Origin of the sequence: Azohydromonas sediminis (assembly GCF_003574675.1) — a bacterium.
In the GTDB taxonomy this organism is placed as follows: domain Bacteria; phylum Pseudomonadota; class Gammaproteobacteria; order Burkholderiales; family Burkholderiaceae_C; genus Calidifontimicrobium; species Calidifontimicrobium sediminis.
This window is the reverse complement of sequence record NZ_QOAZ01000014.1, coordinates 21,793-37,067: the sequence shown is the minus strand read 5'-3', so window position 1 is coordinate 37,067 and position 15,275 is coordinate 21,793. Positions and strand designations below refer to the sequence as shown.

General features: G+C 74.4%; 17 protein-coding genes. 12 read left to right on the top strand and 5 right to left on the bottom strand.

The window, feature by feature from the left end; all coding sequences use genetic code 11:
* Positions 1–91 precede the first annotated feature (91 nt).
* Positions 92–1,507 (top strand): tRNA uridine-5-carboxymethylaminomethyl(34) synthesis GTPase MnmE, encoded by a 1,416-nt coding sequence (mnmE, locus tag DRV96_RS09435; RefSeq protein ID WP_119290260.1) that lies wholly within the window; start codon positions 92–94, stop codon positions 1,505–1,507.
* Between the two features lie 25 nt (positions 1,508–1,532).
* On the opposite strand, the gene DRV96_RS09430 is transcribed toward mnmE, so the two are convergent.
* The 3 genes from DRV96_RS09430 to DRV96_RS09420 all read right to left on the bottom strand — a co-directional run bounded on the left by DRV96_RS09430 (position 1,533) and on the right by DRV96_RS09420 (position 3,593).
* Positions 1,533–2,072: an adenine phosphoribosyltransferase gene (locus tag DRV96_RS09430; RefSeq protein WP_119290258.1), complete on the bottom strand. Its 540-nt coding sequence runs from the start codon at positions 2,070–2,072 to the stop codon at positions 1,533–1,535.
* A 36-nt stretch (positions 2,073–2,108) separates the two neighbouring features.
* Positions 2,109–2,486 carry a histidine phosphatase family protein gene (locus tag DRV96_RS09425; protein ID WP_235823357.1) on the bottom strand — a complete coding sequence of 126 codons (378 nt, stop codon included), beginning with the start codon at positions 2,484–2,486 and terminating at the stop codon, positions 2,109–2,111.
* 138 nt (positions 2,487–2,624) lie between these two features.
* Entirely contained in the window at positions 2,625–3,593 is a 969-nt protein-coding gene (locus tag DRV96_RS09420; RefSeq protein ID WP_119290253.1) for an MBL fold metallo-hydrolase, read from the bottom strand.
* 175 nt (positions 3,594–3,768) lie between these two features.
* Between DRV96_RS09420 and DRV96_RS09415 the strand changes: the two genes are divergently transcribed.
* The 4 genes from DRV96_RS09415 (at position 3,769) to DRV96_RS09400 (ending at position 7,963) form a co-directional block, all read left to right on the top strand.
* Entirely contained in the window at positions 3,769–4,506 is a 738-nt protein-coding gene (locus tag DRV96_RS09415; RefSeq protein WP_210757007.1) for a 16S rRNA (uracil(1498)-N(3))-methyltransferase, read from the top strand.
* On the top strand, positions 4,503–5,684 hold the full coding sequence (locus DRV96_RS09410) for an MFS transporter (RefSeq protein ID WP_119290251.1): 1,182 nt from the start codon (positions 4,503–4,505) through the stop codon (positions 5,682–5,684). Before DRV96_RS09415 ends, DRV96_RS09410 begins: the two co-directional genes overlap by 4 nt.
* Positions 5,685–5,822: 138 nt before the next feature.
* The gene (locus DRV96_RS09405; protein ID WP_119290249.1) at positions 5,823–7,418 is read left to right on the top strand and encodes an ABC transporter ATP-binding protein; all 1,596 of its coding nucleotides are present in this window, start codon (positions 5,823–5,825) and stop codon (positions 7,416–7,418) included.
* 68 nt (positions 7,419–7,486) lie between these two features.
* A complete protein-coding gene (locus DRV96_RS09400; protein WP_119290247.1) occupies positions 7,487–7,963 on the top strand; it encodes a c-type cytochrome in 477 nt (158 codons plus the stop codon).
* Between the two features lie 31 nt (positions 7,964–7,994).
* Here DRV96_RS09400 and gstA read toward each other — a convergent pair whose 3' ends face one another.
* Positions 7,995–8,606, bottom strand: a complete 612-nt coding sequence (gstA, locus tag DRV96_RS09395) for a glutathione transferase GstA (protein WP_119290245.1) — start codon at positions 8,604–8,606, stop codon at positions 7,995–7,997.
* Between the two features lie 93 nt (positions 8,607–8,699).
* Here gstA and DRV96_RS09390 point away from each other — a divergent pair, with 93 nt between their 5' ends.
* The 4 genes from DRV96_RS09390 to DRV96_RS09375 are packed head-to-tail and all read left to right on the top strand — an operon-like array spanning position 8,700 to position 12,455.
* Entirely contained in the window at positions 8,700–9,065 is a 366-nt protein-coding gene (locus DRV96_RS09390; RefSeq protein WP_119290242.1) for a glutaredoxin, read from the top strand.
* On the top strand, positions 9,062–10,528 hold the full coding sequence (locus tag DRV96_RS09385; protein WP_119290240.1) for an alpha/beta fold hydrolase: 1,467 nt from the start codon (positions 9,062–9,064) through the stop codon (positions 10,526–10,528). Before DRV96_RS09390 ends, DRV96_RS09385 begins: the two co-directional genes overlap by 4 nt.
* Positions 10,525–11,289, top strand: a complete 765-nt coding sequence (locus DRV96_RS09380; protein WP_119290355.1) for an ABC transporter ATP-binding protein — start codon at positions 10,525–10,527, stop codon at positions 11,287–11,289. Before DRV96_RS09385 ends, DRV96_RS09380 begins: the two co-directional genes overlap by 4 nt.
* Positions 11,286–12,455 carry an ABC transporter permease gene (locus tag DRV96_RS09375; RefSeq protein ID WP_119290238.1) on the top strand — a complete coding sequence of 390 codons (1,170 nt, stop codon included), beginning with the start codon at positions 11,286–11,288 and terminating at the stop codon, positions 12,453–12,455. Before DRV96_RS09380 ends, DRV96_RS09375 begins: the two co-directional genes overlap by 4 nt.
* An 11-nt stretch (positions 12,456–12,466) precedes the next feature.
* On the opposite strand, the gene DRV96_RS09370 is transcribed toward DRV96_RS09375, so the two are convergent.
* A complete protein-coding gene (locus tag DRV96_RS09370; protein WP_162911003.1) occupies positions 12,467–12,910 on the bottom strand; it encodes a hypothetical protein in 444 nt (147 codons plus the stop codon).
* A 127-nt stretch (positions 12,911–13,037) separates the two neighbouring features.
* On the opposite strand from DRV96_RS09370, the gene DRV96_RS09365 reads away from it, so the two are divergent.
* From DRV96_RS09365 to DRV96_RS09360, 3 genes are all read left to right on the top strand, one after another.
* Positions 13,038–13,748, top strand: coding sequence for a helix-turn-helix transcriptional regulator (locus DRV96_RS09365; RefSeq protein WP_119290234.1), 711 nt, complete (start codon positions 13,038–13,040; stop codon positions 13,746–13,748).
* A 97-nt stretch (positions 13,749–13,845) separates the two neighbouring features.
* On the top strand, positions 13,846–14,019 hold the full coding sequence (locus DRV96_RS18030; RefSeq protein WP_162911002.1) for a hypothetical protein: 174 nt from the start codon (positions 13,846–13,848) through the stop codon (positions 14,017–14,019).
* Positions 14,004–15,263: an HlyD family secretion protein gene (locus DRV96_RS09360; protein ID WP_119290232.1), complete on the top strand. Its 1,260-nt coding sequence runs from the start codon at positions 14,004–14,006 to the stop codon at positions 15,261–15,263. Before DRV96_RS18030 ends, DRV96_RS09360 begins: the two co-directional genes overlap by 16 nt.
* Positions 15,264–15,275 lie beyond the last annotated feature (12 nt).

Below are 15,275 nucleotides of genomic sequence, written 5' to 3'. Positions count from 1 at the left end.
GCCGGCTCGGGAGTCGCGCCGACGGGCGATGCACCCCGTCGCGCTCCCCCCGCGCCAACACCCTGCGGCACGGCGGCGACAATCCGCTGCCGTGCTGCCGCGCCTGTCGGACCCCATCGTCGCGATCGCCACCGCCCCCGGGCGCGGTGCGGTGGGCATCGTGCGCGTGTCGGGCCGCGATCTGGCGCCGCTGATCGCTGCGGTGTGCGCGCGCCCGCTGCCGCCGCGAAACGCCGTCTACGGCGCGTTCGTCGATGCGCGCGGCGCCGCGATCGACCACGGGCTGGCGCTGCACTTCCCGGCGCCGGCGAGCTACACCGGCGAAGACGTGCTCGAGCTGCAGGCCCACGGCGGTCCGGTCGTGCTGCAGCTGCTGCTCGCGCGCTGCCTCGAAGCGGCTGCTGAGACGGATCCCGCAACCGGGCGCGAGCGGCTGCCGGGGCTGCGCGTGGCCGAGCCGGGCGAGTTCACGCAGCGCGCGTTCCTCAACGGCAAGATGGACCTCGCGCAGGCCGAGGCGGTGGCCGACCTGATCGACGCCAGCACCGAGGCCGCGGCGCGCTCGGCCGGCCAGTCGCTGTCGGGCGCGTTCTCGCGCGAGGTCGAGGCGCTGCGCGAGCGCATCGTGCGGCTGCGCATGCTCGTCGAGGCGACGCTCGACTTCCCCGAGGAAGACATCGACTTCCTGCGCCAGGCCGACGCCGAGGGGCAGCTCGCGGCGATCGTGCACACGCTCGACGCGACGCTGGAGCGCGCGCGCCAGGGCGCGCTGCTGCGCGAGGGCATCCACGTCGTGCTCGCCGGCCAGCCCAACGTCGGCAAGAGCTCGCTGCTCAACGCGCTGGCCGGCGCCGAGCTGGCCATCGTGACGCCGATCCCGGGCACGACGCGCGACCAGATCGGCCAGACGATCCAGATCGAGGGCGTGCCGCTGCACGTCGTCGACACCGCCGGGCTGCGCGAGACCGCCGACGAGGTCGAGCGCATCGGCGTCGCGCGCAGCTGGCAGGCCATAGCCAACGCCGACGCCGTGCTGTTCCTGCATGACCTGACGCGCCGCGGCCAGCCTGACTACGACGCCGCCGAGGCGGCGATCGCGCAGCGGCTCGGCCTGCCCGCCGCCGAGGCCGGCGACGCGCGCGTGCTGCACGTGTTCAACAAGGCCGACGCGGCGCCGCCGCGCGCGCTGCCCGCCGGGGCGATCGCGCTGTCGGCGCGCAGGGGCGAGGGGCTGGCGACGCTGCGCCGCGCGCTGCTCGAGCACGTGGGCTGGCACGCGGTGCCCGAAGGGGTGTTCATCGCCCGCGCGCGCCACGTGCAGGCGCTCAGGCGCACTGCCGCGCACCTCGCGCGCGCAGGCGAGCATCTGCACGCGGCGAACCCGGCGCTGGACCTGTTCGCCGAAGAGCTGCGCCTGGCGCACGACGCGCTCGGCGAGATCACCGGCCGCATGACGCCCGACGAGCTGCTCGGCGAGATCTTCGCGCGCTTTTGCATCGGCAAGTGAGCGCGCGGCGGCGGCGCGGCGGGCCTCAGTGCCCGGCGAACTCGACCAGCGTGTGCACCGCGAGGCCCGCGTCGCGCAGCTTCTTCGAGCCGCCGAGCTCGGGCAGGTCGACAATCGCGGCACCCTCGATCACGGTCGCGCCGAGGCGCTCGAGCAGCCGCTTGCCGGCCATCATCGTGCCGCCGGTGGCGATCAGGTCGTCGATCAGCACGACGCGCGCGCCCGGCTGCACGGCGTCGGTGTGCATCTCGACGGTGGCGTTGCCGTACTCGAGCTCGTAGGTCTCGGCCACCGTCTCGAACGGCAGCTTGCCCTTCTTGCGGATCGGCACGAAGCCGACGTTGAGTTCGTAGGCCACCACCGCGCCGATGATGAAGCCGCGCGCGTCGAGCCCGGCGATCGCATTGGGGCGGGTGTCGAAGTAACGGTGCACGAACTGGTCGATCAGCACACGGAACACGCGCGGCTGCGCGAGCAGCGGCGTGATGTCGCGGAACATCACGCCGGGCTCGGGCCAGTCGGGCACGGTGCGGATCGTCTGCCGGATCAGGGTGCGCGGGTCCATCGCGCCGCGATGATAGGCGCGCGGCGTGCGGCCGCTTCAGGCGAGGTTCAGCCGCGCGAGCACCTGCGGGCGGCCGCCGTCGGTGGCGGCCTTCAGCAGCAGGCCTTCGGACGACGAGGTCGAGTTGCCGGTCAGGTCGCTGAGCACGAACTGGTGCGTGACCCAGACCTCGAAGCGAGCGGCCGGCACCGCGGCGAGCGCGTCGCGCAGCTGCGCCAGGCGGCGCTCGCGGGTCGCGGCGTCGGCGCCGGTCGGCGACGCGAGCGCGTCCCACACCATGTGGCGGCCGAACGCGAGCTGCGCCGTGTCGATGCAGCGGCACCACGGGCTCGATCGCACCGCCGCGGGCTCGAGCTGGCGGGCGCGGAACCACTCGCCGAGCCGGCGCGCCTGCGCGCGGCCTTCGTCGCTCAGGTTGCGCTGCGTCGCGCAGTCGCCGAGGCGGAACTCCGGCGGGTCGAAGGTGCCCGGCGCCAGCGCGTGGCGGAACGCCGCGACGACACCGCCGGCGCCGCCAGTGCTGCCAGCAGCAGCGGGCGGCGCCGCAGCCCGTCAGGCCACCGGCTGGAACGCATAGCCGTTGCCCGACACCGTCTTGCGGCCGAATGCGGGGAACGGGAAGTGGAAGCCGCCGACGAGCGCGTTGTTGGCGGCCACGCGCGCGAGCATCTCGCGGCGCACCTTGCGCGCCGCCTCGGGGTCCATGTCGAACTGCACGGCCCAGTCGGGGTTGCGCGCGAACAGCACCGGCACGTTGGTCAGGTCGGCGAGGTAGGTGAAGACCTGGCCGGCGGACGCGGCCTCGAACAGCGTGTGGCCCGGCGTGTGGCCGAACGCGGCGATCGACGTGATGCCCGGCAGCACCGCGCTGCCCGGCTCGAAGCGCACCAGCTTGTCGGCCGGCATGCCGTCGAACACGCGGCGCGCGCCCTGGAACGCGCCCTTCAGGCCCTCGGGGGCGGCGGCCATCTTCGCGTCGTCCATCCAGAACGCGTGCTCGACCGAGGGCACGTAGACCTTCGCGTTCGGGAACGTCCAGCTGCCGTCGCGCTTGCGCAGGCCGTTGATGTGGTCGCCGTGGTAGTGGCTGATCAGCACGTGCGTGATGTCGCCCGGCTGCAGGCCGGCGGCGGCGAGGTTCGCGAGGAACTTGCCGGCGGTGGGCGGCGCGAACTCGCCCAGCCCGGTGTCGATCAGGATGCGCTCGGCGCCGCGCACGATCACGAACGGCGTGAACGGGATGTCGATGTAGTCGGTCGACAGGTTCTGCGACGCCAGCATCGCCTTCACTTCGCCGATCGGCGCGTTGCGCACGAACTCCTCGCCCAGCGGGCGGCGCGCGACGCCGTCGTTGACGGCGATGACCTCCATGTCGCCGACCTTCTGCCGCGCGAAGCCCGGGTTCGGCAGCGCCGGCGTGCCGAGGTTCGGCGCGTTCTGCGCCCAGACCGGCACGAAGGGCATCGCGGACCAGGCAGCCGTGACGGCGGCCGCGCCGAGGAAGTGACGTCGTTGCAGCATCTGAACCCCCGAGTGTCGATGCAAACGCTAGAGGCTGAATCGAAACCGATCGGCGCGAGGCCGCCCTCGATCAATGCCCAAGGGGTTTTAGGGGTCTTGGTGCGGGGCGGGTATCGCGACCACCGGTCTCGCTGCCGACACGGGCCGGCTCGCCGCTGCGGCACACTGCGCCCCCATGCCGATCCCGCGCGTCCACGTCAATGTCCCGCTCGCGGCCGGCGCACGCGTCGAACTGCCACCGGCCGCCGCGCGGCACGTGCAGGTGCTGCGTCTGCAGCCGGGCGACGCGCTGACGCTGTTCGACGGCCGTGGCGGCGAATGGGACGCACGCGTTGCCGAGATCGGCCGCCGGCACGTGCTCGCCGAGGTGCAGACGCACCGCGCCGTCGAGCGCGAGCTGCACCGGGCCGTGACGCTCGCGCTGGGCATGCCGGCCAACGAGCGGATGGACGCGCTCGTCGAGAAGGCCGCCGAGCTCGGCGCCGCGGCGGTGCAGCCGCTGGTTGCGCAGCGCTCGGTGCTTCGGCTGGCCGGCGAGCGCGCCGAGCGCCGCTGCGCGCACTGGCAGGCGGTGGCCGTCGCGGCGTGCGAGCAGTGCGGGCGCAACCGCGTGCCCGCCGTCGCGCCGGTGCGCGGGCTCGGCGACTGGCTGCGGGCGCTGCCCGCGGTGTCCCCCGACGAGGCCCGCCTGCTGCTGAGTGTCGCCTCCGACGCCATCGCGCTGCCGTGCGCCGCCACGGGTGCCCGCACGCTGACGCTGCTCAGCGGCCCCGAGGGCGGGCTGGATCCCGACGAAGAACGCGCCGCGTGCGAACGCGGCTTCGTGCCGGTCACGCTCGGTGCGCGCGTGCTGCGCGCCGACACGGCGCCGCTCGCGGCGCTGGCGTGGCTGGCGCTCCAGGACCTTGCATGAACCGACACCTGCTGCTGCTCGCGCTGGCCCAAGGGCTGTACCTGACGAACAACGTCGCGTTCATCGCGATCAACGGGCTGGTCGGCCTCGCGCTGGCGCCGGTGGCGTGGATGGCGACGCTGCCGGTCACCGGCTACGTCGCCGGCGGCGCGCTGGCCACCGGGCTCGTCGCGCGCCACCAGCGCCGCTTCGGGCGCCGCGGCGCGTTCCAGATCGGGCTGGCGGTGGCGATCGTCTCGGCCGGGCTGTGCGCGTGGGCGGCGATGACGCGCAACTTCTGGCTGCTGACGGCCGCGACGATGCTCGCTGGCTACTACAACGCCAACGGGTCGCTGTACCGCTTCGCCGCCGCCGAGCTCGTCGCGCCGTCGTACAAGGAGAAGGCGATCTCGTGGGTGCTGGCCGGCGGCATCCTCGGTGCCGTCGTCGGCCCCAACCTCGCGAGTGCGACGCGCGAGTGGTTCGTGCAGCCATTCGCCGGCGTCTACGTCGCGCTGATGGGCGTGGCGGCGCTCGGGCTCGCGGTGATCTCGCTGATCCGCTTTCCGGCGCTGCCCGGCGCCGGGCGCAGTGCGCCGCAGGGGCGGCCGCTGCGCGAGATCGCGCGCCAGCCGGTGTTCGTCGTCGCGGTGGCCGGCTGCGCGCTTGGCTACGGCGTGATGAACCTGCTGATGGCGGCCACGCCGATCGCGATGGCGCAGTGCGCGCACCCGTTCTCGGCCGCGGCGCTCGTGCTCGAGTGGCACGTGCTCGGCATGTTCGTGCCGAGCTTCTTCACCGGCAGCCTGGTCAAGCGCTTCGGCGCGCTGCCGGTGATGACGGTCGGGTTGTTGCTGAACTTCGTCTGCGTCGCGATCGCGCTGTCGGGCGTCGACCTGATGCACTTCCTCGCCGCGCTGTTCGCGCTCGGCGTGGGCTGGAACTTCCTCTTCATCGGCGGCACGACGCTGGCCACCGAGGCCTACCGCCCCGAGGAGCGCACGACGGCGCAGGCCGGCGTCGACTTCTGGGTCTACCTGACGATGACGCTGACCTCGTTCGGCTCGGGCGCGCTGGTGACCACCGGCGGCTGGACCTTCATGAACATTGGCAGCCTGGTGCCGCTGGCGCTGCTGGCGGCCGCGCTCGGCTGGCTCGCGTGGCTGCGGCGTCGCCCGGCGCCGCGCCCCGCCGCCTGAGCGGGCGATGCGCGACGCCGACGACCGCGCGCACGCGCCGTTCACGCCGATCGCGAACCGGGCAGCGCGAGGCGGCGCCGCCGTGATTCGACCGCATGCCGCCGCTCGCGCGGCAGCCCGCGTGACGACAATGCGCGCATGACTGCCGGCGCGCCGCTGCTCGAGATCGACCGCCTGAGCGTACGCTTCGGCGACGCGACCGTCGTCGACGACGTGTCGTTCTCGATCGCCGCGGGCGAGAAGTTCGCGCTCGTCGGCGAGTCGGGCTCGGGCAAGTCGATCACGGCGCTGTCGATCCTGCGCCTGGTCGACGCGGCGACGACGACGGGCGCGATCCGCTTCGCCGGCGAAGACCTGCTCGCCAAGCCCGAGCGCGCGATGCGCGCGATGCGCGGTGCCGACATCGCGATGATCTTCCAGGAGCCGATGACGGCGCTGAACCCGCTGTACACGGTGGGCAACCAGATCGGCGAGGTGCTCGAGCTGCACGAGGGTCTGCGGCCGAACGCGGCGCGCGCACGCGCGATCGAACTGCTCGCGAAGACGGGCATCCCCGAGCCCGAGCGCCGCGTCGACGCGTACCCGCACCAGCTTTCGGGCGGGCAGCGCCAGCGCGCGATGATCGCGATGGCGCTCGCGGGGCGGCCCCGCCTGCTGATCGCCGACGAGCCGACGACGGCGCTCGACGTGACGATCCAGGCGCAGATCCTCGAGCTGCTCGACGCGCTGCAGCGCGAGATGGGCATGGCGCTGCTGTTCATCACGCACGACCTGAACCTGGTGCGCCGCTTCACGCACCGCGTCGGCGTGATGGAGCGCGGCCGCCTCGTCGAGACCGGGCCGACCGCCGCCGTCTTCGACGCGCCGCAGCATGCCTACACGCGGCGCCTGCTCGCGAGCCGGCCGCAGCGCGTCGCGCCGCCGGTGGCCGACGACGCGCCGGTGCTCGTCGAGGGACGGGGCATCGACGTGACGTTCCCGATCCCGCTGGGGTGGTTTCGCAAGCGCGACTTCGTCGCGGTGCGCCAGGCCACGCTCGAGCTGCGGCGCGGCGAGACGCTGGGCATCGTCGGCGAGTCGGGCTCGGGCAAGACGACGCTGGGCATGGCGCTGCTGGCGCTGCAGCCGATCGCTGCCGGCACCGTGCGCCTGGGCGACGTGCGCCTCGACGACGCGCCGCGCGAGACGCTGCGCCGGCTGCGCCGACGGATGCAGGTCGTGTTCCAGGACCCGTTCGCGAGCCTGAGCCCGCGCATGACGGTGGGCCAGATCGTCGGCGAGGGCCTCGCGCTGCACCGCCCCGAGCTGACGCCGGCCGAGCGCGAGGCCGCGGTGCTCGCGATGCTCGACGAGGTCGGCCTGTCGGAGCGCCACGGCGTGCCGCTCGTGCTGCAGCGCTACCCGCACGAGTTCAGCGGCGGCCAGCGCCAGCGCATCGCGATCGCGCGTGCCGTCGTGCTGCGCCCCGAGCTGCTCGTGCTCGACGAGCCGACCTCGGCGCTCGACGTGTCGGTGCAGCAGCAGGTGCTCGCGCTGCTCGCCGACTTGCAGCGGCGCTACGGCATGAGCTACGTCTTCATCAGCCACGACCTGGCCGTCGTGCGCGCGATGGCGCACCGCGTGCTGGTGATGAAGGACGGCGCCGTCGTCGAGGCGGGCGACGCCGAGCAGGTGTTCGCCGCGCCGCGCGAGGCCTACACGCGCGAGCTGCTGGCCGCCGCGCAGCTCGCCTGATCGCGGCGGGCCGCAGGCGACGGCCGATTCGCGTTACCGTACGGCCGACGGACGACGGGGACACACCGATGACGAAGACGACGATGGCGGCCGCCGTGCTGGTGGCGCTGGGGCTCGCGGGCTGTGCCGTGGAGTGGAGCAACCGCGAGGTCGTGCGCGAGGAGGTGCAGCGCATGGCGCCGCCGGGCTCGGTCTACACCGGCTGGCGGGTGTTCCAGGACAAGTGCGCGAGCTGCCACGGCCCGGCGGCCACCGGCACCGCCGGCGGGCCCGACCTGCTGCCGCGCGTGCGCGAGATGGGCGAGCGCCGCTTCGTCGGCCTCGTGCTGCAGCGCTACGACTGGGGCATGCCCGGCGAGACGGCCCGCGCGAGCGGCCCGGCGCAGGACGCGCTGGTCGAGGACGTCGTGCAGCGCCGCGCCGGTGCGCTCGTGATGCCGGCGTGGCAGAACGAGCCGCGCGTCAATGCGCACATCGTCGACTTGTACGCGTACCTGTCGGCGCGCGCGGCCGGCACGCAGGGCCCCGGGCGGCCGCAGCCTTGACGGCGGCCGCGCCGCGCCCGGGGCGCGCGGCCTACTTCAGCAGGCCCTCGGCGCGCAGTGCTGCCTGCACCGCGGGCCGCGCACCGACACGGGCGACGAAGGCCGTCAGGTTTTGCAGCGGCGCGATATCGACGCCGACGTACTTGCCCCAGCCGGCGACGACGAAGAGGTAGGCGTCGGCGACGCTGAACGTGTCGCCGAGCACGTAGGGGCGGCCGGCGAGTTCGCCGTCGACCCACTGCAGCCGCTGCAGCAGGCGCGTGCGCGCGGCGTCCTTCACCGTGTCGGGCATGGCCGGGTTGAACAGCGGGCTGAAGCCGCCCTTGTGCAGCTCGGTGGCGGTGAAGTTGAGCCACTCGATCAGCCGGTAGCGCGCCATCGTGCCCCAGGCCGGCGCGAGTTGCCGCTGCGGCACCTGGTCGGCGACGTACTGCACGATCGCCGGGCCCTCGCGCAGTCGCTGGCCGTCGTCGAGCTCGAGCAGCGGCACGTAGCCCAGCGGGTTGATCGCGGTGTAGTCGCGCCCGTCGGGCAGCTTCTTCGTCTTCGTCGGCGCGGGCACCGCCTCGAACGGCAGGCCCGACTCGTGCAGCACGATGTGCGGGCTCAGCGAGCAGGCGCCGGGGCTGTAGTACAGCTTCATCGTTCGGTCCGGAAGTGGCAGGGGATGCGAAGATAGTGCAAGCCGCGGCGCCGTGCCGGCGCGTGGCGGCCACGCCTTTCAGGAGACATCGGCATGCCGCGTGCGGTCCTCGACGAATCGAAGCTCCACCCGGCGATCCGCGAGCGCGTCGCCGGGCTGCACGCCGACCTCGTGCGCGAGGTGCAGCAGGCGCTCGCGGCGCACGCGGTGGTCGTCGTCGGGATGGGCGGCAACCCGTTCGTCAGGAAGGCGCGCCGCGCGCTCGATGCCGGCGGCATCGCGCACCACGACCTCGACTACGGCAACTACCTCGGCCCGTGGCGGCGGCGCAATGCGCTGAAGATGTGGACCGGCTGGCCGACGTTTCCGATGGTGTTCGTGCGCGGCACGCTGATCGGCGGCGCGGCCGAGACCGAGGCGCTGCTGGCCAGCGGCGAACTGCAGCGCCTGCTCGCGTGAGCGGTGCGCGGCACTGGCGCGGGCTCGCGGCGGCGGCCGGCGCGGCGCTGCTCGCCGGGGCCGCCGCGGCGCAGACGCTGACGCTGGCGCCGTGCCGCCTGGCCGGCGTCGAGCACGAGGCGCGCTGCGGCCGCCTCGCGCGCCCGCTCGACCCGGCGCGCCCCGACGGGCCGTCGATCGAGCTGCACGTCGCCGTGCTGCCGGCGCTCGCGCGCCATCCGCGGCCCGACCCGGTGCTGTTCCTCGCCGGCGGGCCGGGACAGAGCGCGATCGAACTCGCCGGCCACGTGCAGCGGCTGCTCGGCCCGCTGGGCCGGCGGCGCGACCTCGTGCTCGTCGACCAGCGCGGCACCGGGCGCAGCGCGCCGCTCGCGTGCAGCCGCGGGCCGGGCGAGCTGGCCGGCGTCGACGCGCAGGTCGCGCACCTGCTCGCGTGCCGCGACGCACTCGCGCAGCGCCCCGAACTCGGCGGCCCCGACGGCTTGCGCCACTTCACGACGCCGCGCGCGGCCGAAGACCTCGACGCGGTGCGTCGCGCGCTCGGCGCCGGGCAGGTCAACCTGGTGGCGGTGTCGTACGGCACGCGCGTCGCGCTCGAGGTGATGCGCCGCTTTCCGCAGACGGTGCGCCGCGCCGTGCTCGACGGCGTCGCGCCGCCCGACATGGCGCTGCCGCATGCGTCGGCGCTCGACGCGCAGGCCGCGCTCGACGCGCTGTTCGACGCCTGCGCCGCCGACACCGCGTGCCAGACCCGCCACCCGGCGCTGCGCGCGCAGTGGCAGCGCGCGCTGGCGCGGCTGCCCGCGACGGTGACGCTGGCCGACGCGCGCACCGGGGCGCCGACGCCGACGTGGCTGACACCCGATGCGGCGCTCGCGGCGCTGCGGCTTGCGCTGTACTCGCCGCTGCTCGCGTCGGCGCTGCCGTTCGCGATCGACGAGGCCGCGCAGGGCCGCTGGCAGCCGCTGCTCGGCCTCGGGCAGGCGCTGAGCGCCGGCGCGCGCCAGCCGGTCGTGGCCGCCGGCGCGCACTTCGGTGTCGTCTGCGCCGAGGACGCGCCGCGCGCCGCCGCGCTGCCGCCGCCGGCGACGGCGCTGGGTGCCAGCGTCGCGCGGCTGTACGAGCGGGTCTGCGCGGCGTGGCCGCGGGGCGACCTGCCGGCCGGCTTCGACACGCTCGCGCCGGCGCCGGCACCGGTGCTGCTGCTGTCGGGCGGGCTCGACCCGGTCACGCCGCCGCGCCACGGCGAGCGCGTGCGCGAGGCGCTCGGGCCACAGGCGCGCCACGCGGTGGTGCCGAACGCGGGCCACGGCGTGCTCGCGCTGCCGTGCGTGCGCGATGCGGCGCAGCGCTTCGTCGACGCGACGGGTGCGGCGCAGGCGCTGGCGGTCGACGTCGACTGCGCACGCGCGGTGCCGCGCCCGCCGGTGTGGGCACCCCCCGCGGCGGAGACGTCGCCGTGATCGAGGTGCACGGGCTCGTCAAGCGTTTCGGCGGCACGCGGCGCACGCCCCCGGTAGCCGCCGTCGACGGCGCCACCTGGCGCGCCGACGACGGCCGCATCACGGCGCTGCTCGGCCCCAACGGCGCCGGCAAGACGACGACGCTGCGGCTCGTCGCCGGGCTGATCGCGCCCGACGCCGGCGGCGTGCGCATCGACGGTATCGACGTCGCGGCGCAGCCGGCCGCGGCGCGCGCGCGGCTGGGCGTGCTCGGCGACGCGCGCGGGCTGTACCCGCGGCTGACCGCGCGCGAGAACATCGTCTACTTCGCACGGCTGCACGGCATGGCCACCGCGGCCGCGCACGCGCGCGCCGAGGCGCTGGCCGCGCAGCTGGGCATGGTCGAGCTGCTCGACCGTCGCACCGAGGGCTTCAGCCAGGGCGAGCGGATGAAGACGGCGCTCGCGCGCGCCCTGGTGCACGACCCGCCGAACGTCGTGCTCGACGAGCCGACCAACGGGCTCGACGTCGTCGCGACGCGCGCGCTGCGCGACGTGCTGCGCCGGCTGCGCGACGAGCTGGGCAAGTGCGTCGTCGTCTCGACGCACGTGATGCAGGAGGTCGAGCGGCTGGCCGACCGCGTGATCGTGATGGCGCGCGGCCACACGGTGGCCGAGGGCAGCGTCGCCGCGCTGTGCGCGCGCGCCGGCGAGCGCGACTTCGAGGCGGCTTTCGTGCGGCTGGCCTACGGCGACGCCGCAGTGGGCGGGGAGGCGCGATGACGGGCGCGGTGTGGACCGTGTGGCGCAAGGAGCTGCTCGACGCGTGGCGCGACCGGCGCACGCTGTGGACCGTGCTCGCCAGCGCGGTGGCCGTCGGCCCGCTCGCACTGGTGCTGCTGTCGACGCTGGTCGCCGACCTCGAGGCGCGCGCGCAGGCGCGCGAGGTGTGGGCGGTCGGCCTCGGCCACGCGCCGACGCTGCGCAACTTCCTCGAGCGCCAGACCTGGACGGTGCACGACGCTCCCGCTAGCTATGAGCCGGCGCTGCGCGAGCAGCGGCTCGCGCACCCGGTGCTCGTCGTCGGCGACGACTTCGAGGACGCGCTGGCGCACGGTCGCGCGCCGGTCGTCGAGGTCGTCTCGGCCAGCGGCAACGCGCGCGCCGAGGCCGGCGCGGCGCAGCTGCTGCAGCTGCTCGCCGGTTTCAACCAGGAGCAGGCGACGCTGCGGCTCGCGGTGCGAGGCGTTCCCGCCTCGATGCTCGAGGCCGTGCGCGTGCAGCCGCGCGACGTCGCCGAGCCCGGGCAGCGCGCCGCGCAGCTGACGGCGATGCTGCCGTTCTTCGTGCTGCTGGCGGTGCTGTACGGTGCACTGAACGCCGCGCTCGACACGACGGCCGGCGAGCGCGAGCGCGGCTCGCTCGAGCCGCTGCTGGCCAACCCGGTGCCGCCGCTGTCGCTGGTGGTCGGCAAGTGGGCCGCGGTGACGACGGTGGCCGTCGTGCTGGCGCTGCTGGCCGCATTCGGCTTCCTGCCCGGGCAGTGGCTGCTCGCGAGCGACGCGCTGGCGGCGCTGCTGCGCTACGGGGCCGGCGAGGCGCTGCGCTTCGTCGCGCTGCTGGTGCCGCTGGCCGCGGCCGCGTCGGCGCTGATGATGGCGGTGGCGATCCGCAGCCGCAGCGTCAAGGAGGCGCAGGCGAGCACGACGCTGGTCGTGCTCGCGATCTCTCTGCTGCCGCTGGTCACGCTGTTCGGCCAGCGCGGCGAGCAGCCCTGGCACCTGTGGGTGCCGGGGCTCGCGCACAGCGTGTTGATGACGCGCGTGCTGCGCGGGCAGGCGCTCGCGGCGCCCGACGTGCTGCTGCCGGCCGCGGTGTGCGTCGCGCTGACGGGCGTCGCGCTGGCGTCGGTCGCGCGGGCACTGCGCGGCGGCAGCGCGTTGCGCTGAGCCGGTCGCACCTACCGGGGGATCGGCACCGGCGTCGCGGTCGCGGGCAGGGCGCGCCGTCGCGGGGCCGGCACGGCTGCGCGGTCACCGCCCCCCTCGAGGGTGCGGTGGACCTCGCGCTGCCACGGCAGCGCGACGACGATCGCATTGAGGTGGCGCGCGGCCTGCCACGCGGTCAGCACTTCGCCGGCGTCGCCGAGCAGCTTCAGGTTGGTCAGCACGGCCATCGGGTCGAGCATCGCGACGACGCCGCGCGAGACCTGCACCCAGTCCCACGCGACGCCGACGTGGCCGTCGTCGCAGGGCCACACCCACATCGTCTGGCCGGCCGGCGTGCGCGCGTGCGCGTCGGTGGAGAAGACGTGGGTGCCGTGGTGCTCGAAGTGCCGCGGCAGCGGCTGGCCGACCGCCCGGTACACCGGGGGCCAGGCACGCAGGGTCCAGGCAGGGGGCATGTGTCGGTCCTCGCTCGCGCGTCGGCGCGCATCCGTGTCGGTATAGTCTTGCGAAGCCCTGCCTGTTCACAACCTGTAAAGGCTTGCAGGTCGCCCGCTGGGGAACCGACCCGACGACGCCACCTCGATGCTGCAAAGCGAGTTCCGTTCGGTGCTGGCGGCCAACGACCGCGAGTCGTTCCGCGAGGCGGTCGTGCGGGTCGCCGAGCGGCTGGGCTTCACGACGGTGTCGGCGATCGCCGTCGTCGACCGCGGCCGCGACACCGAGTTCGTGTCGGTGGGCAACATTCCGTCGGGCTACGAGAACGTCTACGTCGACGTCCAGGCGTGGCGGCGCGATCCGGTGATGCAGCACCTGCGGCGCAAGTCGGTGCCGATCCTGTGGAACCAGGCGACCTACACGCGCGAGGGCGCCGGCGATCTGTGGGAGCAGCAGGCGGCCTTCGGTTTTCGCACCGGCATCGCGATGGCGCTGCACCTGCCCGAGGGCAACCACTTCGTGCTCGGCGTCGACCGCGACCAGCCGCTGCCCGACGACGTGGACGAACTCACGCGCATCGTCGCGCACCTGCAACTGTTCGCGGTGCACGCGCAGGACGCGGCATTCCGCGTCCTCGTGTCGGCCGAGCACCGGCCGCAGACGCCGAACCTGACGCCGCGCGAGCTCGAGGTGCTGCGCTGGACGATGGAGGGCAAGACGGCGTGGGAGGTCGGCACGATCCTGGGCATCAGCGAACGCACGGCCGTGATGCACCTGAGCAATGCAACGCACAAGCTCGGCTGCACGACGAAGCATCAGGCCGTCGTCAAGGCGCTGCGCCTGGGGCTGATCGACTGACCGGCGGCGCGACCCTGTAAGAGTTGACAGTTTCGCGCCGCGGGCGGCGCTGCTTGAATGACTTCGGTTCCACCGAAGCCACGTTCAAGGAGGCGCCATGTTCAAGTCCCGTTCCAAAGTCAAGACCCCTGACCGCGTGCGCGACGCCAAGCCGGCGGTCGAGACGCCCAAGCACGAGTCGCGCGAGTCGCAGCCGCGCACGCTCGAGCTGCAGGACCTGACCAAGGTCGCCGGCGGCCTGCTGCCCAAGGGCGGATGGGGACAAAGGTAAGCGGCTTCGGCTCCATCTTCCGCCCCGAGGCGGTCGAGCACCAGCGACAGGCTTGGCTCGGCAGCATCCAGCTGGTGCGGCCGCTGTCGCTGAGCGTGCTGACCGGCGCCGTCGTCGTCGCGCTCGGGCTGACGCTGGCCACGCTCGCGTGGGGCGAGTACACGCGCAAGGCGCGCGTGGCCGGCGTGCTGGTGCCCGAAGCGGGTGTGGCGCGTCTGGTGCCGCCGCAGGCCGGCGTGGTGCTCGAGCGGCGCGCCGGCGAGGGGCAGCGCGTGCAGCGCGGCGACGTGCTGTTCGTGCTGTCGCTCGACCGTGCGACGGCCGGCGGTGACGCCCAAGTGCAGGTGCAGCAGGCGCTGGCGGCGCGCGAGCGCAGCCTCGCGGAGACGGCGCAGCGGCAGCGCGAGCGGCTCGAGGTGCAGCGCACGGCGCTGCAGAGGCGCCTGGTCGAGATGCAGCGCGAGGCCGCGCAGCTGGCGGCCGAGGCGGACCTGCACCGCCAGCGGCTCGCGCTCGCACAGCAGTCGCTCGCGCGGCTGCAGGACCTGCAGCGCGAGCAGTTCATCTCGTCGGCGCAGGTGCAGGCACGGTCGGAGGAGGTGCTGGGGTTGCAGGCGCAGCTGCAGGCGCTCGCGCGCACGCGCGCCGCGCACGAGCGCGAGATCGCCGCCGTCGAGGCCGAGCTTCGCGAACTGCCGCTGCGCCAGCGCGAGCGCGACGCCGAGATCGCGCGCGAGCGGGCGCTGGTGCAGCGCGATGCGATCGACAGCGAAGCGCAGCGGCGGCTGCTCGTGCGCGCACCGCACGACGGCGTGCTCACCGCGGTGCTCGCCGAGCCGGGGCAGGCGGTGTCGCCGTCGCAGGCGCTCGCGAGTGTCGTGCCCGCCGATGGCGCGCTGCTCGCGCACCTGTACGCGCCGTCGAGCGCGATCGGTTTCATTCGCGCCGGGCAGCCGGTGCGGCTGCGCTACGAGGCCTTCCCGTTCCAGAAGTTCGGCCACCACGAGGGTCGCGTGCTGCAGGTGTCGCGCACGCCGCTGCCGCCCGGCGAAGTGCCCGCCAGTGCCCGTGACGAGCCGATGTACCGCATCACGGTGGCGCTCGAGCGGCAGACGGTGCGCGCCTATGGCAGCGAGCAGCCGCTTGCGGCCGGCATGCAGCTCGAGGCCGATGTGCTGCTCGAGCGCCGGCGGCTGATCGAGTGGATCTTCGAGCCGCTGCTGTCGGTGGCCGGTCGCCTCTGAAGATGGCGATGC